Source organism: Paenibacillus endophyticus (genome assembly GCF_014192395.1).
Classification (GTDB): domain Bacteria; phylum Bacillota; class Bacilli; order Paenibacillales; family Paenibacillaceae; genus Pristimantibacillus; species Pristimantibacillus endophyticus.
Map to the genome: position 1 here is coordinate 281,115 of NZ_JACHXW010000006.1, position 22,898 is coordinate 304,012.

The window sequence follows — 22,898 nt, forward strand, 5'->3', positions numbered from 1 at the left end:
GGCATGAGCGTTGTCAGCTTTAATGGGTGTTTTGGTTTTTTCGGCATGTGTGGCATGGTTGGAGCTGCCGAAGCTTAAGGAGAAGAAACAAAAGAAAGAGATGGCCGTATTTGTGGCGATGCTCCTGCTCGGCACAGGTTTGTATGGAGCTCTTGTCATGAATGCGAAGCTGCCCAATCCGTTTTTGCTGCTAAAAGCGGTTTATGGAATGTTTGCGTAATGCCAGCCGCAAGAGTCATGGGGGAGTAGAAATGAGTGATCGCATAACAAGGGATAATGGTCAAATATCAGCTAGACAATTCATGATTCTGGTCATCTTATGCACGGTCGGTGACTCCATTCTTATTCTCCCTACGATCATTGCGGCTAATTCCAAGCAAGATGCATGGATAACAATGTTAATCAGCTGTCTAATCGGTATTGGAATAGGAACCTTATACGGGCTGATGATCAAAAAAATGCAGGGAGCCAGCTTGACTGCTTTCATGCAGCAAACACTTGGAAGGGCTGTCGGCGGTTTCATTTGCCTGCTCTTTATCGTCTATTTCATCTACTTGCATATTACGTTGACGAGCGAGATGACCCAATTCATTACGACGCAGCTGATGCCGGAAACGCCTGGCAACGCCGTGCTCATTCTTTTTTTGACCGTCGTTATTATTGCCTACCGATTAGGGTTGGAGACTTTCGCCCGAATGGGTGAGATTTTGTTTCCGTTTTTTATGCTGTTTTTTATGTTTATGGTCGTCTTTCTACTGCCGCAGATCGATGCTTCGAAGATGCAGCCGATTTTAGCTGAAGGCTTCTCACCGATATGGAGCGGGCTGCCCATCACAACGGCTGTTCCTTTTATGGAGACCATTATTATCCTAGCCGTTGTTCCGCATCTTAAAGGGAATAAGTCAGCCTTGAAGCCACTGCTCAAAGGGCTGGCAATCGGCGGACTGATATTGTTTATAACGGTTCTGTTTTGCGTGCTCGTGCTGGGCTCGAGCTTAATGGAAACGAAGTATTATCCCACCTTTATTCTCGCTCAGAAAATTACGGTTGGAAGCTTTTTGGAGCGGATGGAGGCCATACTTACTTTTATGTGGATCACAACCGTGTATTTTAAAACGCTGCTGATCTTTTTTGCGATAATCAAAAGCATTGAGCAGCTATTCCGCTTAAAGAAAAGCAATATGCTGACGATTCCGCTTGCAATGATTCTGCTTGTTGGTTCTGTCATCAGCACGCCCAATATCGTGGTCTACAATAATCAGATCAAATTTTATTGGGCTCCGTATGACATCACGATGTGCCTTGTGCTTCCGATTTTGCTGATGGGCCTGTCTTCTATGAGAGGGAATGGAAAACGGAAGCCCAACCCCACCACCACCAAATCGGAGCAATCAGGCCATAACTGAGAGGTGGCTTGGTTTACTCTTATTCCCGCTAACAGAGTTAAATGGGTACATGCTATAATAGAGGTATTCGTGTAACGTAATAGGATCGAATCAGGGTCTCCTCGGAACGCAGGGACTCTTTTTTATTGCAAATCCGAGTTGCCATACATAGCAGGAGGGAAATGAAATGGCTAAAGGACCGAAGCGGCCGACCAGAGATGAATTCGAGCTGGAGGAGCTGGGTGAACGATTGGTAGAGGCTAAGCAGGAAGGCACGGAGCTGCTGCTCACGATATGGGCTGCGGAAGAGCGGGTACGAGGCGTAATCACAACGCTCGATTCTCGAACGAAGAAGGTTCATGTAGAATACATGGGCAGCGTCACGAAGGTTCCTTTTATGGATATTATGAAGATCGAGAGCCCTTATTAATCTAATTCGCGTATGGATAAAACCTCCTTCGTTCTCGATTTGAACGAACAGGAGGTTTTTTGCTTCGTTCCGTAAGATGCGTTTGAGCAATGGGGAGCATAGGTCTATAATAGAGTAGTGACATCAAGGGAACGCTCATTTAAATACACTAAAGGAGGAATTACATAGATGCATCCAACACAGCAGCATTTGGAAAATTACGCGGCGCTTGCCGTTCAGGTAGGCGTCAACGTACAACAAGGCCAAACGGTGGTCGTCATGGCTCCGATTGCGTCAGCGCCTTTGGTAAGGCTTATCGCCTCCAAAGCTTATGATGCAGGAGCGAAAAACGTTCATGTGGAATACAACGACGAGCAGCTGTCTCTCATTAAGTACAAGCAGGCTCCGGAGGAGGCTCTTGCCGAGTACCCGATGTTTCGTGCCAAGGCATGGGAGGATTTCGTAGAGCAGGGAGCGGCGTTTATTACGATTTATTCGCCTAACCCTGACCTGCTTAACGAGGTTGATCCGGCAAGAGTAGCGGCTGCATCGAAGGCAGCGTCGACTGCGCTTAGTGGATATAGAAGCTCGCTTATGAACCATACCAATGCTTGGTCGCTGCTCTCGTACGCGACGCCGGAATGGGCGGCTAAAGTGTTTCCGGACGTCTCGCAGGACGAAGCTTTGCATAAGCTGTGGGATCGGATCATTGATGCGACGCGCATCGGCTTGGATGATCCGATTGAGGCTTGGAAGGAGCATAACGCGAAGCTGCTCCAAATGGTCGATGTACTCAATGCCAAGCGCTATAAACAGCTGGAATATGAAGCGCCAGGCACCAGCTTGACAGTTGAACTGCCGGATGGCCATATTTGGCTGGGCGGCTCCAAAGCGAATGCGAAAGGCATATACTTCAATCCAAACATGCCGACCGAGGAAGTATTTACGATGCCGAGAAGGGGCGGGGTAAACGGTACGGTACGCAGCACGAAGCCGCTTAACTATAACGGACAGGTCATTAACGGCTTCACCTTGACCTTCAAGGATGGCAAAGTAGTGGATCATTCAGCCGAGCAAGGCTATGAAGCCTTGACGAACTTATTGAACACGGATGAGGGAGCAAGGCATCTAGGTGAGGTAGCGTTGGTGCCTCATGATTCTCCGATCTCCAATTCGAACGTAACGTTTTTCAATACGCTATACGACGAGAATGCTTCCTGCCACTTGGCATTAGGGCAAGCTTATCCGGTTAATATCAAAGGCGGCACGAAGATGAGTGCCGAGGAGCTGCTCGCCCATGGCGCCAACAGGAGCTTGACGCATGAGGATTTCATGATCGGCTCTCCGGATATGAACATTGACGGCGTCACGCAAGAGGGATCACGCGAACCGATATTCCGAAACGGAAATTGGGCGATTTAATAGGAAAGGGCTCTAGTTCTGCGGCTGATGCTGCCGAGCTAGAGCCCTTTTGCCGTTTCAGTCTTCCTTTCATGCGTAAAAAGTTTTGCTTTAGAAATAAAACTTTTCCATTTCGGCGGGCACGCCGTTGCGCATCAACAGCTCCGCGAGCGTGTCGCTGGCAGCGGGCGAATCACCGGAAGTCAGCAGCCGGACCGCAAATTTGTTCGCTTGACGCTCGTACTTCCCCGCGTTGAAAAAGGATTGCTCATCGAGCCAGAAACGGTTGAAGCCGGGATGAAGCCGATCATGTCCAAGTTCATGGGCACAGACGAACCTGCACCAATCCTCCGGAAGCTTATCGTGGATGACGATAAAGCGCCGCCGCAGCTTTTTGAAATAAAGGCCTCTCGTCCCTTCCCCGAGATCCGCATAACGGATATGGATGCCAATACCCTGAGCGATAGTAAAGGGATCGTTGGTCTTGAATTTTCGAATGAGCTTTACGATCATTTTATCCATAGCAACACCTACCCTTTGGCATCATCAGGAGCATCGCCTGCCGACTCGGACTTTTTTTTGTGTTTATTCATCTGCTTGGCTTCCCAGAACAGTCCGGTTAATACATCCATGACGCGTTGACGATCGACGGGACTCATCGGCACGCCGTCGAACATAATTTCCCCATCCTCCTCAAGCAGCTTCTTGAAATCGCGTTTATCCTTATACGTCGCCCATTCGGGTATGTCTGCTGCTGCCACATCGCGCCCTAGCAAAAAATCGGTTGTCGTTTGGAGAATATCAGCCAGCTTCTGAAGGTCCTCGCTTGTTGGCATCACGCGGTCATTCTCGATATGTCCCAAATTGGATCTGCCCATGTCGAGATGGGTGGCCACATCCTGCTGTGTTAACCCTCGTTCCGTGCGCAGTTGTTTAATTCTAGCTCCTAATGACATTTTAAATACCCTCCAATTATAAATTTAGGTATTTTGAATACTTGACGGTAATTAAAATACCTATTAGAATGGATTCCACTAGAAACACGCTTTTAATCGTTTGAATATTGCATTTAACGATATTTTAAATACCCTATCTATAGTATATCGTTTAGCGATATTCGAATCAACACGATTTTTCAAATTTGGCAAAGGTCATTATAGATCTATGGAGCTTTATTTGTTACTGGCACAAATAGGAACATGTGTTCTTATTTTGGTTGATTTTTAAGAACAGTATATCACTTTATCTATAAAAAGAAATCAGAGAGGAAGTGTCCATTTATGACAATAAGCCAATCTTATTTATCGAAAGAAGAGTTTGAACAGTTTCTGCATTATAAAAAAAAGCATGCAGAACTGTTTAAGGATCGCGTAGTGCAAAGTTTTTTTCAAAATGAAAGACATATCAGATTATTACTTTTGGGTATTAATGGCCATTATGCTAGCAGAGTGCAGCTAGAGGAAGCTTTTCGAAAATGCTTTTTCGAGTTTCGATTTGTGAAATATGTAGCTTCTACGATTCGGTTCTCTTCTATTGATTTGATGAGAAGCAGGCAGAAACACAAACTGCGAAATCAGCTTGTTTTCGATGCGCCTGTCTCTGAGACGGGAGGGAGGGTTAGAGGGGAAACGTTGCTTGTTAACGAGACACAGGAGCCGGTCCTAACGCTGTATACGCCTGATCCAGTCAAGATGGCAGCATCCTTTTTAAACGAAGACTTGCGAAATAGTTTCAACTCACTATCGAATAAGCAGCAGGTTATTGCTACATTAGCTTATGGCATGTGCTATCAGGACAATGAAATAGCCAGAATGCTAAATGTTAGCCCGCAGGCAGTGAACAAGACGAGAAAAAAAGCTTTAGATAAAATACGTGCCTTGTTAATAGGAAAGGGGGTGAGCTAATGCTGGAAACGCTGACGATCGCGCCGTTGCTAGCCGCAATAGGAGAAGTAGGTTTTCCAATCGTTTTGGCTGGTTATTTGCTTATACGATTAGAGAAGAAAATGGATGCCTTGTCAGGCTCTGTTGCTGAATTGATTCATGCAAAACGGAATAAAACGAGTGAAAGGGAGGAGAGTGATGGAACTAAAATGGTATGAGCTTGTACTGAAAGCACAGCAGGGCGATAAGGAAGCTTTAACAATCATTATTCAAGCTTTTTTTCCGGCCATTGGCCAAGCGAAGCATAAAGCAAATCGAAATGAGCATGATGATATCCAGCAAGCCATAATCGAAATGATGATTCACAAGATTCTTAACTACGACATATCACAATCACTGAATTATTCATCCTTTTGCAAGCATTTGAATTGCGGCATAGATCCAATGAATTTATGGACTTAGATGGATAGATTAGCTTTGTTTATATACAATAGCAAAGGCTTTGGTTTTCTATGAGTATAGATAACTAAAGCCTTTAACCTATGCCTTTGGGTATTCGGGTTGCTCTGAGAATAAGGCTGAAAGGTTTGACTGCCAATAACAACCTCTTAGCAAAAAGGATCATGCAACGGTTCGTTTGCTCGGATTAGGCATCTGCTCATTTCCTCCAAAAGCCCATACGCTTTTGTCCTGAAATCATAGGATACTGTGTAAGTTAACAAAAAGGAGATGGCCAAATGAGCTATGGAGTAGCAGGAGCAAATGTAGGTCCAGGACACTGTGCGCCTTACCCGGTTGCAGGCGTAGGCAATAACTGCGGCGGTGGGTTCTCGAACATTGGATTTATCCTCGTTCTGTTTATCCTACTTGTCATAATTTCTCGTTCTTGGTTGTAATCAACACACCTTTACCGCAATAATAATCCTCTAAAAACGTTATTCCACGATCTGACAGCATAAATAACCGCCTCAAGCGCATGAGTGCTTGGGGCGGTTATCGTGTTAGCGCCATCGATCGACCGATTCTGTCAGGCCGCGTTGATTGATTCCGAAAGGGTGTGGGCGGGAATGAAAAATGAGCAAGAGCACATTTTGATCAATCGCCTATACGTTTTCCACTGAAAATCATAGGATACTGTACCTTAACAAAAAGGAGATGAACAAATGAGCTATGGAGTAGCAGGTGCAAACGTAGGTCCAGGACACTGTGGCCCCGTTTACCCGGTTGCAGGCGCAAATTGCGGTCCTGCAGTTGGCGGAGCATTCTCAAGTCTGGGAGTTATTCTGGTCCTCTTCATTCTGCTTGTCATTATTTCCCGCGCTTGGTGCTAGGAATAACAGCTTACTTGTAAATCGGCTTGATGGTGTTTCCACTAATTGAAATAGCATAAATGCCCCCAAGTGCCTGAGCCTTGGGGGTTTTGCATGCCGGCAGCTATTTAGCGAACCTCAGCGATAAGCTCGATCTCAACCGGTGTATGGAACGGAAGATCGCTAGTTCCGATTGCTGAGCGGGCGTGGCGGCCGTTCTCTCCGAATACTTCAATCAACAGATCGGAGGCGCCGTTCAGTACATAAGGCTGATCGCCGAAGCCGGGAGCGCTGTTGATGAAGCCAAGAATTTTAACGATTTTGACGACGCGGTCGAGATCGCCAAGATGCGTTTTCATGGCTGCAAGCAAGTTGATGACAACCTGACGTGCTGCTTCCTGGCCTTGTTCAATGGTGAGATCGGAACCCAGTTTACCCTCATACATAAGCACGCCGTCAATCCGGCAATCAAAGCCCGAGGTATAGATGAGATTGCCAGTTTGGTTAACCGGGATATAAGAAAATTTAGGTTTTGTCGTTTCTGGCAGGACGATGCCAAGCTCGGCAAGACGCTTCTCGATAATAGACATAATGAAAACAGCTCCTTATAGTTTGAATAGTTTGAATGTAGATGGTTGACTTCACCGCGGATAGGGGGTGATAGCTAGCCGTCATGCGCTCACATTCATTCTGCGAAGCAGGGCGATTCTCGAAGCCCGTTACCGCGATACGCAGCATGCCGTGCACGACATAGGTGGTGATGTGCTCGGACGGATTTGATCACCAGACCAGTTCCATATATTATCCAATGTTTCCCAAGCCCGCACCCAGCTCATGCTGCCGAGAGCATTTAGAATAAGATAGAGCCTGCCTTATCCGCTTCCTTTGTGTTATTCAAGCATGCCGCGTGCCGCTACGAGTGCTTTGCGCAGCTGTCCGGACGACTCCTCGAGGTAGACGAAGCTGTGTAAATTAACCGTGCTGCAGATATGGTTTGGAATGATTCGGATGACGTCGCCAACCTGATAGGCGGACTCTGGGGATACCCGTATCATGCCATGTTCTTCGTTCATCCGCTCCAGCACGGCGTCGGAATCGTTAGTGATGTGGCCGAAGCCTTTCAGGTACAATGGGGCATTGCCTGGCTGCACGTCAGTGGCGAAGGTTTTACTGCCGCCGTCGATGATGATCAGGTCGTCCGCAGGACGGCTCACAACAGTGGCAAGTACAGTGGCCGCGCATTGCTCCAGCGTACTGGTGCCGAATGCGGCCTGCATTCGGTCTTGATAGATATAGGTGCCGGGCCGAACCTCCGTTACGCCTTCGATCTCTGCTGCAAATACGGCTGTCGGCGAGGAGCCGACGCTTACATCTTGGATATGGATGCCGGCCGTCCGAATGGCAGAGGCCGCCGCCACCATTAATCGGCCTTCCTCGTGTCCGGCTCCTTGGACATCGAGCGTTGAAGTGCCGTTCAGCAAAGCTCCTCGATAAGTGAAGATTCCGCTTAGCCTAACACCTGGAAGCTCCGAAATCTGCTTGGCCGCAGTCACGGCTTTCCCTATGGCGACTCCACTCCGCTGCAAGCCAGTATCCAGCTCAAGTCTTACCTCAAGCTCAGTGCCTTCCCGCATGGCAGTCTCGGAAATACGCCGCGCACCCTCAAGACTGTCTACTCCGATAATGAGGCGTACGCCGGACATGCTAAGTGCAGCCGCACGCTCCAGCTTGGAGAGGGCAATTAGCGGATAAGCGACGAATATATCACGGATTCCGGCGTTTGCCATAACCTCAGCTTCGGAAATTTTGGCAACGGTAATGCCTACGGCACCCGCGGATAGCTGGCGCGCGGCCATTTCCGGCAGCTTATGGGTTTTGGCATGCGGCCGCAGCATTACGCCGCGGTTTGCTACAGCCTCCGCCATTCTTGCAACGTTGGCATCAACAATTGCATGGTTGACGATGATGCAAGGTGTTTCCACCTCGCGCCCATTGTACAAAGGGATATCCAGCAGCTTGCTCATTCGAACCCTCCCTCTTCGTTTTCAGCGACCTTGGATTCCTCCAAATAGCTATACAACGTAAATTTGGAAATGCTTAAATAGCTGCAAATCTTCTCGCCGGACTTCTTGATGAGGAAAGCTCCTTTTTGGTCGAGCAGATGGATGATTTTGATTTTGTCATCTTTGGTCATCGCTGCCGGAGGCTTGCCGACCGTCTCCTGCGCTTCCTGGATGAGCGTATCGAGCAGATCGTTCACATTGCTTACAAACGATTCGCGTATCGGCTGGAGGCCGCTTGCCGTAAGGGATTGCAGGGTTTTCTCGGCCACCATCAGATCGGTGATGTCGAAATTGATGCACATCGCGCCGATGATCGTGCCGGCATTGTTTTTTACATACATGGAGGTGGAGCGGAGAATCCGCCCGTCCTTCGTTTGCGTTACGTAATTATGGCGGTTGTCGCCTTCCGATGTTCCGCGCATGATTTCCAAACCGAGATTCGTGCCGGGATCCCCAACCTTTCGCCCTGTGACATGTCCGTTCTCGATCGCGACGATGGTACTGTCAACGGGCTTCGACCAGTCATGCACGACAACTTCGCAGTTGTCGCCGAACTGGGCAGTTATGCCTTTGGCCATCTCTGTGAAAAATAGCAATTCTTGCGATATCGATTCCACCTTGGGATCACTCTCCAGTTTGCCTTTCAGTCTTATTGCACACATGGTACTATGGCTCGCTCGAAAAATCAAACAAAAAATCTGTTAACCTAAAAAAAAGTGTGATAGGATGTTTGTAAACTTTTTAAGCGATAAGACATTAAGAGAGTGTGAAGAACATGCGCTGGATCAGCAGCTCGTACCTATGCGGCTTTGACTTTTCCCTATACGGCTTTAATTCTTTCCTATACGGCTCTTGAGCTTCCCATTGCGATATTCGTGTGCGTCGCGTATATGAACACCTTTCCCAAAGAAATTGAAGAAGCGGCGATGATTGACGGCTCCGGCTATTGGGGAATTTTCCTGTGTATGATGCTGCCTTTGTCCTGCCTTGTCCCTGCCAGTGCTGCCGCTGTCCCTGCCTGCACTGGCAACCGTCGGCATTCTCGCCTTCTTGAGATATTGGAATGATTTCTCGTTCGCGCTTGTCTTTATCAGCGATCCATACCTCAAGACAGTGCCACTCAGCCTATCGATATTCGCAACAGGCTATTCGACCGATTCCAAACTGACAATGGCCGCTATGGCGCTTGCAGTTATTCCAACTATCATTGCGTATCTAGCCTTTCAGGAGCAGGTTATGAAAGGCATGACTGCGGGAGCTGTAAAAGGTTGATAGGGCCGCGTTGTACTTCATGCAATAGAAATGGAACATTTAACGGATATTCAAGCCTACCCTGTAGTTTGTGCAACAGTTTGACTACAAATTGTACTTAAAAACAGAGAGGAGCAGCATTTTGTTGTACATTTTACAATGTAGGTCGGCAGCAAAGCATCCATGTAAGGTTTCTATTGCACAAAGTGCAATGGAAGCCTTTTTTATGTGGAGAGGTAAGCAGAATTCTTACAATCGTGCCACGAGGAGTACGATATCGCTGTATAATAGCAGCTTTATTTGTGCCGGGAGTTACGCATCAGTATTCTTGCAAGCGTGCCACGAGGAGTACGAAATCGCTCTATAGTAGCAGCCTTATTTGTGCCGGGAGTTACGCATCAGTATTCTTGCAAGCGTGCCACAAGGAGTACGAAATCGCTCTATAATAGAAGAGAAGCATACAATCTCCGTATTTAAAAGATGAATGAGCGTAACTATTACGATATAATAGTAGCAATTATGATTTTTTCAAAATACAGACATACAGGAGACATTACGATGAGGAAGCATGAAAAGCATATACCGATACATTTGTTGTCAGGCTTTCTTGGGAGCGGGAAGACGACGCTGCTGAGACGTTTGCTGGATTATTATACGGCACAGGGCAAGAAGCCGGCTGTTATTATGAATGAGCTTGGCGACATTAATCTTGACGGTCAGCTGGTGGGCGACGAGGTGCCGATGGCCGAGATGCTAAGCGGCTGCATTTGCTGCACGATGCGCGGCGATCTTGGGGTAGAGATCAGCATGCTAGTCAAGGAGCATCAGCCGGATGTCATATTTATTGAATCGACGGGAGCGGCGAATCCCATGGAGACGCTGGACGGGGTAACGGAAGCAGCGATGTATCAAGCAATCGATCTGCGAAGCGTCGTTACGGTCGTTGACGGCCCCGAGCTGCTTGCCCGCAGCCGAGACGGCAAAGGTCGCACGTTCAAGCTGATGCTGGAGCAAATACGCTGCGCGACTGTGCTGCTTATCAATAAAGTAGATAGGCTGGAGCCGGAGCAGCTTGTTGAAGCCCAGCAGCAGCTCCGGGAGCTTAATGCTCATGCGCAAATCATCGCGACCGTTCGCTGCGCGATCGACGATTGGAGCTGGCTGGAGGCAGCTGATCATAGCTCAGCCCCGCCAAGCAACCATATGGTTGAAGGCACAACCATTAACGAGGGAGCGGCTTGCTCGGTTAATGGCTGTACGGCCGACCACCATCATGCCGGCCATCAAGCCGATCACCATGCCGACCACCATCATGCCGACGGCCATCAACCCGACCATCATGACCAGCATCACTCGCATGACCATGTTATGGTCGTGACTTATTATTGGCAGAAACCAGTGAACAGCGAAGCCTTTGAGGCTTTGCTGCAGCGACTGCCTGCAAACATTTATCGGGCCAAAGGAATCGTTACGTTCACGGATGCGCCAAGCCGATTTCTATTTCAATACGCCTATAAGGAATCCGATTTCATGAGAATTGATCCGCAGGGCCATGTCAATGACGTAGCCGTATTTATCGGGGAGCATTTCTCCAAGGAGTGGCTGCTGAACGAGCTGAAGCAGCTCGAGCAGGAAGCTGCTTCAACTCCCGGTGGACTCCTGTAGGAATCTGTCGAAATCTGCTGCTTTCATGTCTATCCACGTGCTGGCTTGGGCAAAATAATCCAGAGGGGACTTCCGTAGTCCTTGCATCACGATTGCAATGGAAAGGTGTGGCTGCAGTATGTTTAAAAAATGGTTTATTCCGATTGTATCGCTGGCTGTTCTGTTTTCGGCTGCTCCCGTCTGGGCTTCGAAGTCGCTATCGGCTTTGCCAACTGGATTATTGATGGCCCAGCATCCCAAAGAATCCGATATGGATCAGGAGCATAAGCATGGCAAAGGGAAAATGACGCGCAAGGACTTTGAAGCTTATCGGCTCGAGAAGCTGAAGGAAATAGCAACCTACTTCGGCATACAAGCCGAAGGTAAAACCGCCGAGCAGCTGAAGAAGGAAGTCGAAGCCGCGAAGCTTGCCAATAAGGATAAATGGGAAGCGTTCAAGGCAGAGCATCAAGCAAAGAGGCTTGAGCATTTGCGCGACATTGCCAAAGAGCATGGCATCCAAACGGAGGGCAAGACGTCTGACCAGCTGCGCGAGGAGCTCTACAAGCTGCATGGCGGCAAAGGAAAACGTCCGCATCGCCTTGAGGATCATGATCGTGCGAACCAAGAAAATAACGAAAAGCAGCAGAAGGACAAGCAAAGTCAGGTATAAGCCCATTCGCGAGGCGTTCTAGCCTTCGTTTTGGCGGTGAATACACAGCACAGTTAAAGGGGTCCAGCCTACGGGCGAGACCTCTTTTTCCTGTTCCGATTGATATGCTTTAACAGGCAAGCCTGCCTTCGAAATCCATGTGGAATTAATTACCTTGTATTTTGAAATGGAATCGGTCAACGGACTCTTGCAAAATCGAAATATGCGGAAAATAGTAGTTTTATGTCGAATTATATAGGGTAAATATCCTAATTTTTCATTGTGTTTGCTCTGAACTGTCAAGTATACTAGAACCACATCATAAATTGACAAATTTCGTCGATTTTGCTTTCTCAGACAACAAGGGGCTGACATATATTATGAGGAAGATTAGGCTAAGCATCGCACAGAAGCTAATATATTCATTTGGCCTTCTAGTCCTTCTCTCGTTCGGACTTCTAGTATTCGCCCACCTCGTTAAGCTATATCACTCCAATCTCCGCGAAAGCGAGCTTCAAGCACAAACAGAATCGATGGCTTATATTAATCCTTTCGCTAGAACGATGGACGAAACGACGACACTGCTCGAAACGCTCGAAGCCTGCTTGCTCGAGCTCAAAAAGAATCAATTCCACAATCGTGAAAATGCGATAACCTTGCTGAAGGAGGTTCTTGCGGATAATCCCGAGCTGCTGGGTGTATACACGTTATGGGAGCCGAACGCCTTCGATGGCAATGACGCTAATAATAGAAATAAGAACAGCTATGATGACGCAACGGGCCGTTTTATTCCTTATGTGGTTCGTGAGAATGAATCGATAAACGTATTCGCAATCGAAAATTACGATGATAAAGAAAAGGGAATGTTCTATCAGCTTCCAAAATTGACGAAGTCATTCACCCTTTTAGAGCCGTATATCTATGAGATTAACGGACAGTCGACGTGGATGACATCGCTCGTACTGCCGCTGCTGGACGAGCAAGGCCGGTTTCTAGGCATCGTGGGGGCAGATATATCGCTGGACTCGCTGCAGAAGCAAATCGAAAAGTTTCACCCGCTCGGCGGCTACGCCACGATTGTTACGACGGAGAACCGTTATTTGGTGAATGGAAGAAGTGCTTCGCTCATCAATACGCCTTATCAGCTCTGGTCAACTAACGATGAGCTGGAGGCGATGAAGGGGACGTCGTCGCGAATTGCCTATACGTCCGACCCGAGTGAGAGCGGAACGGTACTGCGCATGTTTTATCCGATTCTGATCCACAATGTGCTTTGGCATATTGAGACCGTCATACCCAAGAAAAAAATGTTGCCTAATTATTATAGCAGCTTATGGGAGTCTATTTTAATTACAAGCGTAGCGCTGCTCTTTATGGCTGCAGCCATGGCTTTCCTCGTTCGCAAAATCATTTTGGTCAATATCCATAAGGTGGTGCGGGCAACCTCGGCATTCGCGGCCGGGAGCGGAGAGCAGCGGCTGAATATACATACGAATGACGAGTTTGAATTTATGGCGCTCCATTTCAACAATATGCTGACGCAGCGCAAGGAAGCCGAGCGGGTTATTGAGTATCAATCAACCCATGATTTATTGACGGGCTTGCCTAACCGCTACGCCTATCACTGTTATATGGATGAGCAATCGACCCAAAACCGGCATCAAGATAGCCATTACGCACTCCTTTTCATTGATCTCGACCGCTTCAAAATGATTAACGATACGCTTGATCATGCGATGGGAGACCAACTGCTCAAGCAGATGGCTGATCGAATAGTTAATGCGGTTGGCGCTGCTGGCCGTGTATTCCGCTTCGGCGGGGACGAGTATATCGCACTTCTGGAGGACGTACCGCATCTACACTTAGCCGCGCATACGGCCGATGCGATTTTGAAGACGATTTCTGCGCCGATTCAGTTGAAGGACCGTATGTTCTACATCACGGCAAGCATCGGAATTAGCATACAGCATGAATGGACGCCGGCTGCGGCAGATCAGCTCATTAAAGAAGCCGATATCGCGATGTATGTAGCGAAGAAGGAACACAATACGAGCAAGGTATACACGGCATCTATGAATGATGTGACGAAGCGGGAGCAGCTGCTCGAGAGCTCCATGTTACAAGCGCTGGAGCTAGGGCAGTTCATGCTTTATTATCAGCCAAAAGTAGAGGTTGCGACCGGCCGGATTTACGGGGCAGAGGCATTGATTCGCTGGAGTCATCCGGAGCTAGGCATGGTTTCACCGCTGGATTTCATCCCGATCGCTGAGAAAACGGGATTCATTATTCCTCTAGGGGAATGGGTGCTTTTTACGGCCTGCCAACAAATGAAGGAATGGGAACGAATGGGGCTGCCGCAGCTCTCAGTGAGCGTGAACATGTCGATGATTCAGTTTCAGCAGAAGCAAATCGTCCATACGATCGAGCGCATCCTCACGGAAGCAGGCATTCGGCCGGAGCAGCTTGAGCTGGAAATTACCGAGTCGATATTTATGGACAACGCCGAGCATACCCTCACCATCCTGCACGAGCTGAAGCAGCTTGGCGTCAAGCTGTCGCTTGATGATTTCGGTACCGGGTACTCCTCGCTCAGCTACCTGCAGAATATCCCGCTGCATACGCTGAAGCTGGATAAATCATTCATTAACGGCATCGTAGATGATTTCAAGAAACAGATGATCTTCAAATCCGTCATCGTTATTGCCCATAATTTGAATTTAAACGTGGTAACAGAAGGCGTGGAAACGCAGGAAGAGCTGGAAATCATTTGCGGTCATCAATGCGACGCCATACAAGGCTACATTTACAGCCCGCCAGTGCCGGCGGAAAGATTCGCGCAGTTATTTATAGAACATAATAAGAATGGTTAATAAGGCACCGCCTCTCATTTCGAATGGAGGCGGTTTTTCTATTGATACAGGCATACAAATCGTTTGATAAAATAGTTTTAGGCGGAAGCTGTTACAAAATGCGCAAATGCATCGTCTTCCTTATAGCTTGAGCAAGAAAAGGTGAGGGGGTAAATGGAATGGAACATTCGGCGCCGGAATTGTTTCGCGAACAATTTAATCAGCACTATCCTACGGTCAGGAGAAAACTGCTTGCTCTTATTCGCGATGAAACAACAGCCGAGGATCTTGCGCAGGAAACCTTTTTAAGGCTATATCGCAAACCTCCAGACAATCCAGAAGCGATTGGGGCATGGCTTCACCGTGTATTAACGAGGCTTGCCTATGATTATATGGATAAGAAGGCGCGGGAACGCGCATTGAATCAGAAACAGGAGCAAAGCATGCTGGCAGAACCGCAAGCGATGCAGTCAGGCGAGCAGCAAGCGCTCGACAAGGATGAGCAAGAGCAGCTTCGAAGCTGGCTCGATATGCTGCCTGAACGCGATAAGCAGATGCTGCTGCTCCGTTATGAAGGATACAGCTATGCCGAGATTGCGGAGCAGCTGCAACTGCGACAGCCCCAAGTAGGGACAATGCTACGAAGAGCGGGTGAGCGGCTGAAGCGGCGTGCCCAGCACGCGGAGAGTGTTTATTCGCAGAAGTAACACGGCTAAGATAAAAACCTTTTAGGAGGAGTGCAGAATGACAAGCAATGAAGGCTTGAATAAAAAAGAGCAGGAACAGCTATCTGCTGCATGGGCGCGGCTGGAGGAGGAATTGCAGCATACGGAGCAATCGCCGTTGTGGCAGCAATGGGAAGCGCAGGCATCAAGCAGCGATGAGGAGCATTCAAAGGAAACAACCCTCTTCTCGGCGCAAGCCTCTCGCGAGTCTCGTGCTGTAAGCGATGAAGCCAAGCTTCATTCTCAAACGAACAACGTGCCGCTTGGAAGAGCGCATGCTTCGCGGAATGAATCGATTGGCAACCCGAGTAGGAGCGGAATGGTAAATCGTTGGCTGAGAAGAAACAAGGGTAAAACGGTCGCCGCATGCGCTGCCGCTTTCATTACGGTTATGATTGCTCTGCCTACGACCAATGAGGCGCTGGCAGCTTGGCTCAATACGTTCCGCATGGATAACGTGATGGTCGTAAACGAGAATGATCTAGAGTCGCTAATGTACAGCTTTGTTGGCGAAGGAGAGGCGCTGGAGCAGAATAACCGGTTCGGCAGCTTCGAGAGGAAGTCAGAAGGAAGCTTTGGCGAGCTCACCGCTGAGCAAGCAGCTGAAAGGCTTGGTTTTCCGATACCGGCGATTAGCGTTTCAGAGGATCAGCAGATCGATATTTCCTCAACGGCAGCCCAAACCTTTGTTTTCCGGCTGAACGTAGAAGAAATTAACGGAGCGATGAGGCGCCTCGGGGCGGATAAGCTGCTGCCTGAATCAGTGGATGGCAAGGCCATCACCTTCCAGGCGGGGCAAGCGGTAAATATTGCTTACCGCCAGATAGAAGAAGGAAATTCGAAGCAAAGCGTACATGTATCCTATATGAAGGCGCCAAGCATTGACGTAGATTCGTCGGTCGACGTGAAGGATGCGTATGAAGCGATTATTCGTTTCCCGGCGCTGCCCGATCATTTGCGTAACTCGCTTCAACAGGCTGTCAATCTGGAGAATGGCGAGCTTCCTATGCCGGTTATTTCGAATCAAGCAGCAGAGAAGATTGCCGTCAAGGGAGTTGACGTTTATTTGGAGGAGCCGAATGCAGGACAATCCAGCGTGAACGCCATATGGCTGCAGGACGGCATGATTACGAATGCATACTTCAGTGGCTACACGGACAAACAACAAATCGTTGCGATGGTGTCGGAGCTGATTCACTCATGAGCGGATTTGCGATTGAAACCAATCAATTAACGAAGGATTACGGCGATGGCCGCGGCTGTCATGGCGTAACGCTAACCATTAGAGAAGGGGAAGCCTTTGGCTTCCTCGGACCTAACGGAGCGGGTAAAAGCACGATTGTCAAAATGCTGACGGGACTAATCAAACCAACCTCAGGCAAAGCTCAAATCTATGGCCATGCTTCCGGAACCATTGAAGCAAGGCGTAGATTAGGCTATTTGCCTGAGCTTTTTCGGTATCCGGATTGGCTGACCGGCGAAGAGGTGCTTGCTTTTCATGCGAAGCTGTGTGAACTGGATAAGGGTGCAGCGAAGCGCCGGATTCAACAGCTGCTTGATGAAGTAGGCATCGGCAGCAGAGGGCGCGATCGGCTTAAAGGCTATTCGAAGGGGATGCAGCAGCGGCTTGGGCTTGCATGCGCGCTTCTCGGCGATCCGGATATCGTTTTTCTTGACGAGCCGGCTTCCGCGCTGGATCCCGTTGGCCGGTATGAGGTTAGGGAACTGCTTGCCAGATTAAGAGGGCAAGGCAAGACGATATTTTTGAATTCGCATTTGCTGGAGGATGTGGAGCAGCTTTGCGATAAGGTTGCTCTGCTTAATAATGGTCAAGTCTTATTAGAAGGCAAGGTCTGTGAGGTGCTCAGGCAGCAGTCGATTTGGCGATTGCGCGTTAATGGATATACACCCCTCGCCGCTGAGCGGATTCATCTGATGCTGGGTACGGCCGCTGCAGTCTCGGAAACGGAAGCTGGTGACGGAACGGTATGGATAGAGCTCGAGCTTGAAGATGACGAGCAGATCGGATTGATTAATTATTTGCTAATTGAGCTAGGGATGACCATCTATGAAGTCGGTAAAACGCAGTCCAGGCTGGATGAGTGGTTTATGCAGGCGGTTACGGGCTTGGAGCATAGGGGGGAGCGCAGATGATCGCGGTTTGGGGATTAACTTGGAAAGAGCTTATACGCAAGCGAGTGACCTTAATGACGCTCATTATGACGATTCTGTTTTGGATCGCTTATTGGTTTTTGGCCGGCGCGATTGCAGGCGGTGAAGTGCATGTGGTTACGTCGCTGGGCCTGCTTGAGAATTTTACACGCAGCGCGATGATTTTGACGCTCGGCTTTTTTTTCGGTGCGTTTGCGGTTGCGTTTCTTGCGATATTCAGCTCCGTCGCCGCGATAACGGGAGAGGCGGAGACTGGGGTGCTTCAGTCGGTGCTGGCGAGGCCGATCAAGCGATGGAAATGGTTTATGGGCAGATGGCTCGGCTTTGTTAGTTATGTTGCGATTTATGCGAGCTTGCTGTATGTTTCACTGCATGTCATTTGCTGGATACATACCGGCGTCTTCTTTCGCTTGGAAGCGCTCCTTCCGTCGCTTGGTTTGTTTCTTGCTGTTATACCTTTGCTTGTTTCCTTAACGATGGTTGGCTCCTGTTATATCAGTCCGCTGGGCAATGGGATTTGGATGACGATGCTGTACGGGATGGGCTGGCTTGGCAGCATGATCGGAAGGTTTATGGCAACCGGGCGACTGCATATAAACGGAATGGAGACGTTGGAGACGCTCACCGGTTTAATTAAGCTGGCGATGCCGGCAGATGCGCTGCAGCAGCGGATGCTGAGCGAGTTGTTCTCCATTTCGGAGCTTAGCGGGCTGTACGACTTGAACAGCGAGCTTAGCTTTTTTTCGGTAAATGGGGCTGCTTCCAATTCATTATTACTATATAGCGCGGTATACGTAGCGGCGCTGCTGGCGGCGGGGCTGTTGATCATGCGGCGAAAAGATTTCTAAAGAAAACTGCCTCTCATAGGACGGAGGCAGTCTTTTTATTTAGGTCGTCCACTGGGAGTGGACAATTGCGCTTACATACCAAGACCCGTTCAATTCCTCAAGAACAAGGATCAGGCTTTCCCAATCCATGCCTTCATATTGCGCGTCAAAACCGCTGAAATGATAATCCATGACATAGCTTCCGGGGAATACGTCCTTGATATTCACCATCATATTGCCGCTTCCTATGATTTGGTCCGCACCTACCTTCTCCGCATGGAGAAAGTCCTTGTCGTAAACGAACTTGTCATAATATTGCTTGAAGGTGAGATCGATCGGCTCGCCGGAGCCGTCATAGTCGCCAAAGTGGTGGACGGTTGGATCTGCCAGAGCAGGCAGCTCGTCTGCTGGAAATACTTTGGCTGAAGCCGTATCGATATGTGCGTAGGGAGAGAATAATAAGCCTTTATCTGGATGAACATAGGCTGCAAGGCTATCAAGGTTCTTCTCCTTGAGCGCTGAGAGGATAGCTGCTGCGGCTTCCTCTGGCGCAGCAGCCTTAGGCGGGTTTTGCTCGCTTGGCTTAGCGGAAGCACTCGCCTTTGGCGAGGGAGTAGGGCTATTCTGAACCGTTTGGTCAGCATTCATATTACACGCAGTTAGCAGCATCAGAACACAGGCTATGATGAGTTTCTTCATATATAACATTCCTCCGTATATGGTTGATGACTACGGTCATATTACCCAATCAGACGTGAGTTTTCGTAAAAAGTTGCAAGGTGCTTGTGGTCTTCGCCGCGGTCTGTTAAACTGAGATTGTTATTTAGTAAATTTATTAACTAAACATGGAGTGTGGCATGGCGACGATAAAGGATATTGCGCAGGAGGCAGGCGTTTCAGCCGCTACGGTATCAAGGGTGTTGAACAATGATACAAGCCTCGCAGTCAGCGAGGAAACGCGGACTCGTATATTTAGCATTGCCGAGCAGCTGCAATATAAGCCGTCCAGGCTGCGAAGAATGAAAAAAGACGAACAGCTTTCCCGTCAGCAGATCGGCTTGCTGATGTGGTCGACGCTGGAGGATGAGCATGAGGACCCTTATTTCTCGTCCATCCGCAAAGGTATCGAAACGCGCTGCGAAGAGCTTGGCATCAGCATCATCAAGGTGCTTCGCGGCAACAGCAAGGTCGATATCCAGTCCGTTCATGAGCTCGACGGCTTGATTGTCGTTGGCTCGATTGACGACCATGATGTCAACCAAATCTACAGCAGCGCGAACCGGCTCGTGTTCGTCAATCATTCAGGTGAGCTGGATGATTATGATACGGTTAAGCTGCATTTCGAGCAAGCGACAAGAGCGGTTATTAAGCATCTCACTCAGCTCGGACATGAACGAATCGGCTATATCGGCGGCAGTGATTATGTCCATCGCTTGAGCCGTCAGTACGAAGCGGCAGAGGTTGAAGAGCCGCGCCGCATTTTTTTCGAGCGGATCATGAGAGAGAACGGCATTTACGATGAAAGCTACGTGCTGAAATCCTATTGGTCTTCGAACAGCGGGTACGAGGCCATGCATCGTTTGCTTCAGCGGGAATCGCGTCCAACCGCTTGCTTCGTAGCTAGTGATCCAATGGCAGTCGGCGCATTGCGGGCCTTGCATGAGCATGGTCTTCGCGTGCCTGAGGATATGGCTATCGTCGGGTTTGACGATATCGAAATCTCCGCTTATCTCAATCCGCCGCTTACGACAGTGCGAGCACATACGGAGCATATGGGAAAATCGGCAGTACAGCTGCTGCTAGAGCGGATTGAAGGCAGGGAAGCTGCCGTTCATATGACGATCAATACGACGCTGATTGTCAGGGAAAGCTGCGGCAGCGCAAAGAGCGAGCATGGAAACTAGCCTATACATTACTTGGGAGGTTATTGATTTTGACTATTTTGTATGATCAAGAGCGTTCATTGTTCCATTTGCAATCGAAGGACACTAGTTATGTGATTCATATAACCAAAGCAGGCTACCCGGCACATATCTATTGGGGCAAAAAAGTGAGGGGCGTGCAGCTGGAGCGATTATTGGAGCTGAAAGAGAGGGCTTCCTTCACGCCGAGCACCGAGATTGACCAGCTGGAGCTGTCGCTCGACACGCTTCCGCATGAATATCCGGCTTATGGCAATTCGGATTTCCGTATGCCTGCCTTTCAAGTCAAGCTCCCGAATGGAACGACGGTAACGGATCTTCGTTATGATTCTTACCGGATCGTTAACGGCAAGCCGGCACTTGAAGGATTGCCCGCAACGTACGCGGAGAGCGATGATGAAGCTCAAACGCTTGAAATTACGCTGAAGGACGAGCTGATCGGCCTGTCGGTTATTTTATCTTATACAGTATTTGAACAATTCGATGCGATTGCCCGTTCGGCAAAAATCGTCAACAATGGGACTGGCGTCCTCGAGCTTCAGCGCGCGTTCAGCCTTAGCCTTGATTTCGCGCATGACCGTTTCGAAATGCTTCAGCTATCCGGAGCATGGATTCGCGAGCGTCATATCCACAAGCGCAAGCTTGAGCCGGGCCTGCAATCCATTGAGAGCCGCAGAGGCTCGAGCAGCCATATGCAAAATCCGTTTGTTGCTTTGCTCTCGGAAGGCTCAACGGAGGATCACGGCGATGTATACGGTGTTAATCTTGTATACAGCGGCAACTTCACAGCAGGCGTCGAAGTAGACCAATTCCATGCGGCACGCTTGTTTATCGGGATTAATCCATTCGATTTCAACTGGAGGCTTGAACCGGGCGAGCAATTCCAGACTCCCGAAGCGGTTATGGTTCACTCCGAGCACGGGCTCGGCGGGATGTCGCGCAGCTTTCATGACCTGTACCGTTCCCGCCTCATCCGCGGCACTTTCCGCGATCAGACACGTCCGATTCTCGTGAACAACTGGGAAGCGACCTATTTTAAATTCAATGCGGACAAAATCGAAGATATCGCGCGCGCGGGCCAAGAGCTCGGCATCGAGCTGTTCGTGCTTGATGACGGCTGGTTCGGCAAACGCGACAATGACGACACTTCGCTAGGTGATTGGTTCGTAGACCGCAACAAGCTTCCGAATGGGCTTGAGGATTTGGTTAGCCGCGTGAAAAGGCTCGATATGCAGTTCGGCTTGTGGTTTGAGCCCGAGATGATCTCACCAGTGAGCGAGCTCTACAAAGCGCATCCGGATTGGTGCCTGCACATTGAAGGCCGCCGACGGACGCAAGCGAGAAAGCAGCTTATTCTCGATCTCTCCCGCGAAGACGTTCAGCAGTACATCGTGAAGTCCGTTTCAGACATTCTCTCAAGCGCGCCGATCACGTACGTGAAGTGGGATATGAACCGCAATATGACAGAAATCGGCTCGGCGCTGCTGCCGGCAGAGCGTCAACGCGAGACGGCTCACCGCTACATGCTCGGTCTATACACGGTGCTAGAGCAGATTACTTCTGCTTTCCCGCATATTTTGTTCGAGAGCTGCTCGGGCGGCGGCGGACGTTTCGATGCAGGCATGCTGTATTACATGCCGCAAACCTGGACGAGCGATAATTCAGATGCGGTATCGCGCCTTAAAATTCAATACGGAACAAGCATCGTTTATCCGGTAAGCGCAATGGGCGCGCATGTGTCTGCGGTGCCTAACCATCAGGTTGGACGCATCACTTCCCTGGAGACGAGAGGGAATGTTGCGCTCTCCGGCAACTTCGGGTATGAGCTGGATTTGACTCGTTTCACGGAGGAAGAGAAAGAAACGGTGAAGGAGCAGGTTGCGCTGTACAAGGATGTGCGCCATCTTGTGCAATTCGGTGATTTCTATCGACTGCTTAGCCCGTTCGAGGGCAATGAGACGGCATGGATGTTCGTGTCCAAGGATAAGAGCGAAGCGTTCGTTGTGTACGTATCCGTGCTTCAGGAGCCTAATCCGAAGTTGAACCGCCTGCGCCTGAAAGGCCTTGACCCGAATCGGGATTACAAGCTGCTAGGCGAAGAAACGGTATTCGGCGGCGATCAGCTCCTGTATGCCGGTCTTGCTGCACCGCAATTCTTCGGAGATTATGCGAGCAAAGTGTTCCGTTTAAATGCTGTAGAATAATCGGCTGCTCTCTGAGAGAGCGGTCTGATGAAAAGGACTATTTCCTGAGACCGAAATCGGTCTTTAGGAATAGTCCTTTTTTTCTTCTGCGCTGTACATACCGGATTCGAGTGGTGTTTCGCCATCTAAGAGCAAAGTGCGGACAGCAGCAACATAACCATTCGCCGCCTGCGCTTCCGAGAGCACGGTTTTTTCCGTCAC

At 49.2% G+C, this 22,898-nt stretch carries 24 protein-coding genes and 1 pseudogene; 19 read left to right on the forward strand and 6 right to left on the reverse strand.

The window, feature by feature from the left end; genetic code table 11:
- Nucleotides 1-10 precede the first annotated feature (10 nt).
- The 4 genes from FHS16_RS12660 to FHS16_RS12675 all read left to right on the forward strand — a co-directional run bounded on the left by FHS16_RS12660 (nt 11) and on the right by FHS16_RS12675 (nt 3,216).
- Nucleotides 11-220, forward strand: a complete 210-nt coding sequence (locus FHS16_RS12660) for a hypothetical protein (RefSeq protein WP_183562548.1) — start codon at nt 11-13, stop codon at nt 218-220.
- 31 nt (nt 221-251) lie between these two features.
- A complete protein-coding gene (locus FHS16_RS12665; protein WP_183562550.1) occupies nt 252-1,406 on the forward strand; it encodes a GerAB/ArcD/ProY family transporter in 1,155 nt (384 codons plus the stop codon).
- Between the two features lie 166 nt (nt 1,407-1,572).
- Nucleotides 1,573-1,815: a YolD-like family protein gene (locus FHS16_RS12670; protein WP_183562552.1), complete on the forward strand. Its 243-nt coding sequence runs from the start codon at nt 1,573-1,575 to the stop codon at nt 1,813-1,815.
- Nucleotides 1,816-1,983: 168 nt separating this feature from the next.
- Nucleotides 1,984-3,216 carry an aminopeptidase gene (locus tag FHS16_RS12675; protein ID WP_183562554.1) on the forward strand — a complete coding sequence of 411 codons (1,233 nt, stop codon included), beginning with the start codon at nt 1,984-1,986 and terminating at the stop codon, nt 3,214-3,216.
- A gap of 90 nt (nt 3,217-3,306) precedes the next feature.
- Here the strand turns inward: FHS16_RS12675 and FHS16_RS12680 are convergent, their stop codons facing one another.
- Nucleotides 3,307-3,717 carry an ImmA/IrrE family metallo-endopeptidase gene (locus FHS16_RS12680; RefSeq protein ID WP_183562556.1) on the reverse strand — a complete coding sequence of 137 codons (411 nt, stop codon included), beginning with the start codon at nt 3,715-3,717 and terminating at the stop codon, nt 3,307-3,309.
- Nucleotides 3,718-3,725: 8 nt separating this feature from the next.
- Nucleotides 3,726-4,151 carry a helix-turn-helix domain-containing protein gene (locus FHS16_RS12685; RefSeq protein ID WP_183562558.1) on the reverse strand — a complete coding sequence of 142 codons (426 nt, stop codon included), beginning with the start codon at nt 4,149-4,151 and terminating at the stop codon, nt 3,726-3,728.
- A gap of 324 nt (nt 4,152-4,475) precedes the next feature.
- Between FHS16_RS12685 and FHS16_RS12690 the strand changes: the two genes are divergently transcribed.
- The 5 genes from FHS16_RS12690 to FHS16_RS32615 all read left to right on the forward strand — a co-directional run bounded on the left by FHS16_RS12690 (nt 4,476) and on the right by FHS16_RS32615 (nt 6,409).
- Nucleotides 4,476-5,099, forward strand: coding sequence for a sigma-70 family RNA polymerase sigma factor (locus FHS16_RS12690; RefSeq protein WP_183562560.1), 624 nt, complete (start codon nt 4,476-4,478; stop codon nt 5,097-5,099).
- A complete protein-coding gene (locus FHS16_RS12695) occupies nt 5,099-5,296 on the forward strand; it encodes a YvrJ family protein (RefSeq protein WP_183562562.1) in 198 nt (65 codons plus the stop codon). The genes FHS16_RS12690 and FHS16_RS12695 overlap by 1 nt, the downstream gene beginning before the upstream one ends.
- Nucleotides 5,277-5,540 carry a helix-turn-helix domain-containing protein gene (locus FHS16_RS12700; protein WP_183562564.1) on the forward strand — a complete coding sequence of 88 codons (264 nt, stop codon included), beginning with the start codon at nt 5,277-5,279 and terminating at the stop codon, nt 5,538-5,540. The genes FHS16_RS12695 and FHS16_RS12700 overlap by 20 nt, the downstream gene beginning before the upstream one ends.
- Nucleotides 5,541-5,815: 275 nt before the next feature.
- Nucleotides 5,816-5,974: a hypothetical protein gene (locus FHS16_RS32610; RefSeq protein ID WP_183562566.1), complete on the forward strand. Its 159-nt coding sequence runs from the start codon at nt 5,816-5,818 to the stop codon at nt 5,972-5,974.
- A gap of 267 nt (nt 5,975-6,241) precedes the next feature.
- Nucleotides 6,242-6,409, forward strand: a complete 168-nt coding sequence (locus FHS16_RS32615) for a hypothetical protein (RefSeq protein ID WP_376769666.1) — start codon at nt 6,242-6,244, stop codon at nt 6,407-6,409.
- Between the two features lie 107 nt (nt 6,410-6,516).
- On the opposite strand, the gene FHS16_RS12715 is transcribed toward FHS16_RS32615, so the two are convergent.
- The 3 genes from FHS16_RS12715 to FHS16_RS12725 all read right to left on the reverse strand — a co-directional run bounded on the left by FHS16_RS12715 (nt 6,517) and on the right by FHS16_RS12725 (nt 9,068).
- Entirely contained in the window at nt 6,517-6,978 is a 462-nt protein-coding gene (locus FHS16_RS12715; protein WP_183562568.1) for a RidA family protein, read from the reverse strand.
- Between the two features lie 300 nt (nt 6,979-7,278).
- Nucleotides 7,279-8,412 carry an alanine racemase gene (locus FHS16_RS12720; RefSeq protein WP_183562570.1) on the reverse strand — a complete coding sequence of 378 codons (1,134 nt, stop codon included), beginning with the start codon at nt 8,410-8,412 and terminating at the stop codon, nt 7,279-7,281.
- Nucleotides 8,409-9,068 (reverse strand): helix-turn-helix transcriptional regulator, encoded by a 660-nt coding sequence (locus FHS16_RS12725; protein WP_183562572.1) that lies wholly within the window; start codon nt 9,066-9,068, stop codon nt 8,409-8,411. Before FHS16_RS12725 ends, FHS16_RS12720 begins: the two co-directional genes overlap by 4 nt.
- A 204-nt stretch (nt 9,069-9,272) precedes the next feature.
- Here FHS16_RS12725 and FHS16_RS12730 point away from each other — a divergent pair.
- The 8 genes and pseudogenes from FHS16_RS12730 to FHS16_RS12765 form a co-directional block, all read left to right on the forward strand.
- Nucleotides 9,273-9,723 (forward strand): annotated as a pseudogene (locus tag FHS16_RS12730) (carbohydrate ABC transporter permease); the annotation flags it as partial.
- Nucleotides 9,724-10,260: 537 nt separating this feature from the next.
- Nucleotides 10,261-11,367: a CobW family GTP-binding protein gene (locus FHS16_RS12735; RefSeq protein ID WP_183562574.1), complete on the forward strand. Its 1,107-nt coding sequence runs from the start codon at nt 10,261-10,263 to the stop codon at nt 11,365-11,367.
- A gap of 118 nt (nt 11,368-11,485) precedes the next feature.
- Nucleotides 11,486-12,019 carry a hypothetical protein gene (locus tag FHS16_RS12740; protein ID WP_183562576.1) on the forward strand — a complete coding sequence of 178 codons (534 nt, stop codon included), beginning with the start codon at nt 11,486-11,488 and terminating at the stop codon, nt 12,017-12,019.
- Between the two features lie 359 nt (nt 12,020-12,378).
- On the forward strand, nt 12,379-14,868 hold the full coding sequence (locus FHS16_RS12745) for an EAL domain-containing protein (protein WP_183562577.1): 2,490 nt from the start codon (nt 12,379-12,381) through the stop codon (nt 14,866-14,868).
- Nucleotides 14,869-15,026: 158 nt separating this feature from the next.
- On the forward strand, nt 15,027-15,554 hold the full coding sequence (locus FHS16_RS12750; protein WP_183562579.1) for a sigma-70 family RNA polymerase sigma factor: 528 nt from the start codon (nt 15,027-15,029) through the stop codon (nt 15,552-15,554).
- A gap of 37 nt (nt 15,555-15,591) precedes the next feature.
- Nucleotides 15,592-16,776, forward strand: coding sequence for a hypothetical protein (locus FHS16_RS12755; RefSeq protein ID WP_183562581.1), 1,185 nt, complete (start codon nt 15,592-15,594; stop codon nt 16,774-16,776).
- A complete protein-coding gene (locus FHS16_RS12760) occupies nt 16,773-17,726 on the forward strand; it encodes an ABC transporter ATP-binding protein (RefSeq protein WP_183562583.1) in 954 nt (317 codons plus the stop codon). The genes FHS16_RS12755 and FHS16_RS12760 overlap by 4 nt, the downstream gene beginning before the upstream one ends.
- The gene (locus FHS16_RS12765; RefSeq protein WP_183562585.1) at nt 17,723-18,592 is read left to right on the forward strand and encodes an ABC transporter permease subunit; all 870 of its coding nucleotides are present in this window, start codon (nt 17,723-17,725) and stop codon (nt 18,590-18,592) included. Before FHS16_RS12760 ends, FHS16_RS12765 begins: the two co-directional genes overlap by 4 nt.
- A 39-nt stretch (nt 18,593-18,631) precedes the next feature.
- On the opposite strand, the gene FHS16_RS12770 is transcribed toward FHS16_RS12765, so the two are convergent.
- Nucleotides 18,632-19,270 carry a hypothetical protein gene (locus FHS16_RS12770; RefSeq protein WP_183562587.1) on the reverse strand — a complete coding sequence of 213 codons (639 nt, stop codon included), beginning with the start codon at nt 19,268-19,270 and terminating at the stop codon, nt 18,632-18,634.
- A gap of 158 nt (nt 19,271-19,428) precedes the next feature.
- On the opposite strand from FHS16_RS12770, the gene FHS16_RS12775 reads away from it, so the two are divergent.
- Both FHS16_RS12775 and FHS16_RS12780 read left to right on the forward strand, forming a co-directional pair.
- A complete protein-coding gene (locus tag FHS16_RS12775; protein WP_183562589.1) occupies nt 19,429-20,475 on the forward strand; it encodes a LacI family DNA-binding transcriptional regulator in 1,047 nt (348 codons plus the stop codon).
- Nucleotides 20,476-20,504: 29 nt separating this feature from the next.
- Nucleotides 20,505-22,697 (forward strand): alpha-galactosidase, encoded by a 2,193-nt coding sequence (locus FHS16_RS12780; protein WP_183562591.1) that lies wholly within the window; start codon nt 20,505-20,507, stop codon nt 22,695-22,697.
- Nucleotides 22,698-22,898: the final 201 nt, after the last annotated feature.

What these genes read in the sequence shown, in the direction of transcription:
- FHS16_RS12670 (WP_183562552.1), top strand. Translation starts at nt 1,573, where the DNA reads ATGGCTAAAGGACCGAAGCGGCCGACCAGAGATGAATTCGAGCTGGAG.
- FHS16_RS12775 (WP_183562589.1), top strand. Translation starts at nt 19,429, where the DNA reads ATGGCGACGATAAAGGATATTGCGCAGGAGGCAGGCGTTTCAGCCGCT.
- FHS16_RS12715 (WP_183562568.1), bottom strand. Translation starts at nt 6,978, where the DNA reads ATGTCTATTATCGAGAAGCGTCTTGCCGAGCTTGGCATCGTCCTGCCA.
- FHS16_RS12740 (WP_183562576.1), top strand. Translation starts at nt 11,486, where the DNA reads ATGTTTAAAAAATGGTTTATTCCGATTGTATCGCTGGCTGTTCTGTTT.
- FHS16_RS12755 (WP_183562581.1), top strand. Translation starts at nt 15,592, where the DNA reads ATGACAAGCAATGAAGGCTTGAATAAAAAAGAGCAGGAACAGCTATCT.
- FHS16_RS12695 (WP_183562562.1), top strand. Translation starts at nt 5,099, where the DNA reads ATGCTGGAAACGCTGACGATCGCGCCGTTGCTAGCCGCAATAGGAGAA.
- FHS16_RS12690 (WP_183562560.1), top strand. Translation starts at nt 4,476, where the DNA reads ATGACAATAAGCCAATCTTATTTATCGAAAGAAGAGTTTGAACAGTTT.
- FHS16_RS12765 (WP_183562585.1), top strand. Translation starts at nt 17,723, where the DNA reads ATGATCGCGGTTTGGGGATTAACTTGGAAAGAGCTTATACGCAAGCGA.
- FHS16_RS12720 (WP_183562570.1), bottom strand. Translation starts at nt 8,412, where the DNA reads ATGAGCAAGCTGCTGGATATCCCTTTGTACAATGGGCGCGAGGTGGAA.
- FHS16_RS12750 (WP_183562579.1), top strand. Translation starts at nt 15,027, where the DNA reads ATGGAACATTCGGCGCCGGAATTGTTTCGCGAACAATTTAATCAGCAC.
- FHS16_RS12665 (WP_183562550.1), top strand. Translation starts at nt 252, where the DNA reads ATGAGTGATCGCATAACAAGGGATAATGGTCAAATATCAGCTAGACAA.
- FHS16_RS12745 (WP_183562577.1), top strand. Translation starts at nt 12,379, where the DNA reads ATGAGGAAGATTAGGCTAAGCATCGCACAGAAGCTAATATATTCATTT.
- FHS16_RS12735 (WP_183562574.1), top strand. Translation starts at nt 10,261, where the DNA reads ATGAGGAAGCATGAAAAGCATATACCGATACATTTGTTGTCAGGCTTT.
- FHS16_RS32610 (WP_183562566.1), top strand. Translation starts at nt 5,816, where the DNA reads ATGAGCTATGGAGTAGCAGGAGCAAATGTAGGTCCAGGACACTGTGCG.
- FHS16_RS12680 (WP_183562556.1), bottom strand. Translation starts at nt 3,717, where the DNA reads ATGGATAAAATGATCGTAAAGCTCATTCGAAAATTCAAGACCAACGAT.
- FHS16_RS12675 (WP_183562554.1), top strand. Translation starts at nt 1,984, where the DNA reads ATGCATCCAACACAGCAGCATTTGGAAAATTACGCGGCGCTTGCCGTT.
- FHS16_RS12700 (WP_183562564.1), top strand. Translation starts at nt 5,277, where the DNA reads ATGGAACTAAAATGGTATGAGCTTGTACTGAAAGCACAGCAGGGCGAT.
- FHS16_RS12760 (WP_183562583.1), top strand. Translation starts at nt 16,773, where the DNA reads ATGAGCGGATTTGCGATTGAAACCAATCAATTAACGAAGGATTACGGC.
- FHS16_RS12685 (WP_183562558.1), bottom strand. Translation starts at nt 4,151, where the DNA reads ATGTCATTAGGAGCTAGAATTAAACAACTGCGCACGGAACGAGGGTTA.
- FHS16_RS32615 (WP_376769666.1), top strand. Translation starts at nt 6,242, where the DNA reads ATGAGCTATGGAGTAGCAGGTGCAAACGTAGGTCCAGGACACTGTGGC.
- FHS16_RS12770 (WP_183562587.1), bottom strand. Translation starts at nt 19,270, where the DNA reads ATGAAGAAACTCATCATAGCCTGTGTTCTGATGCTGCTAACTGCGTGT.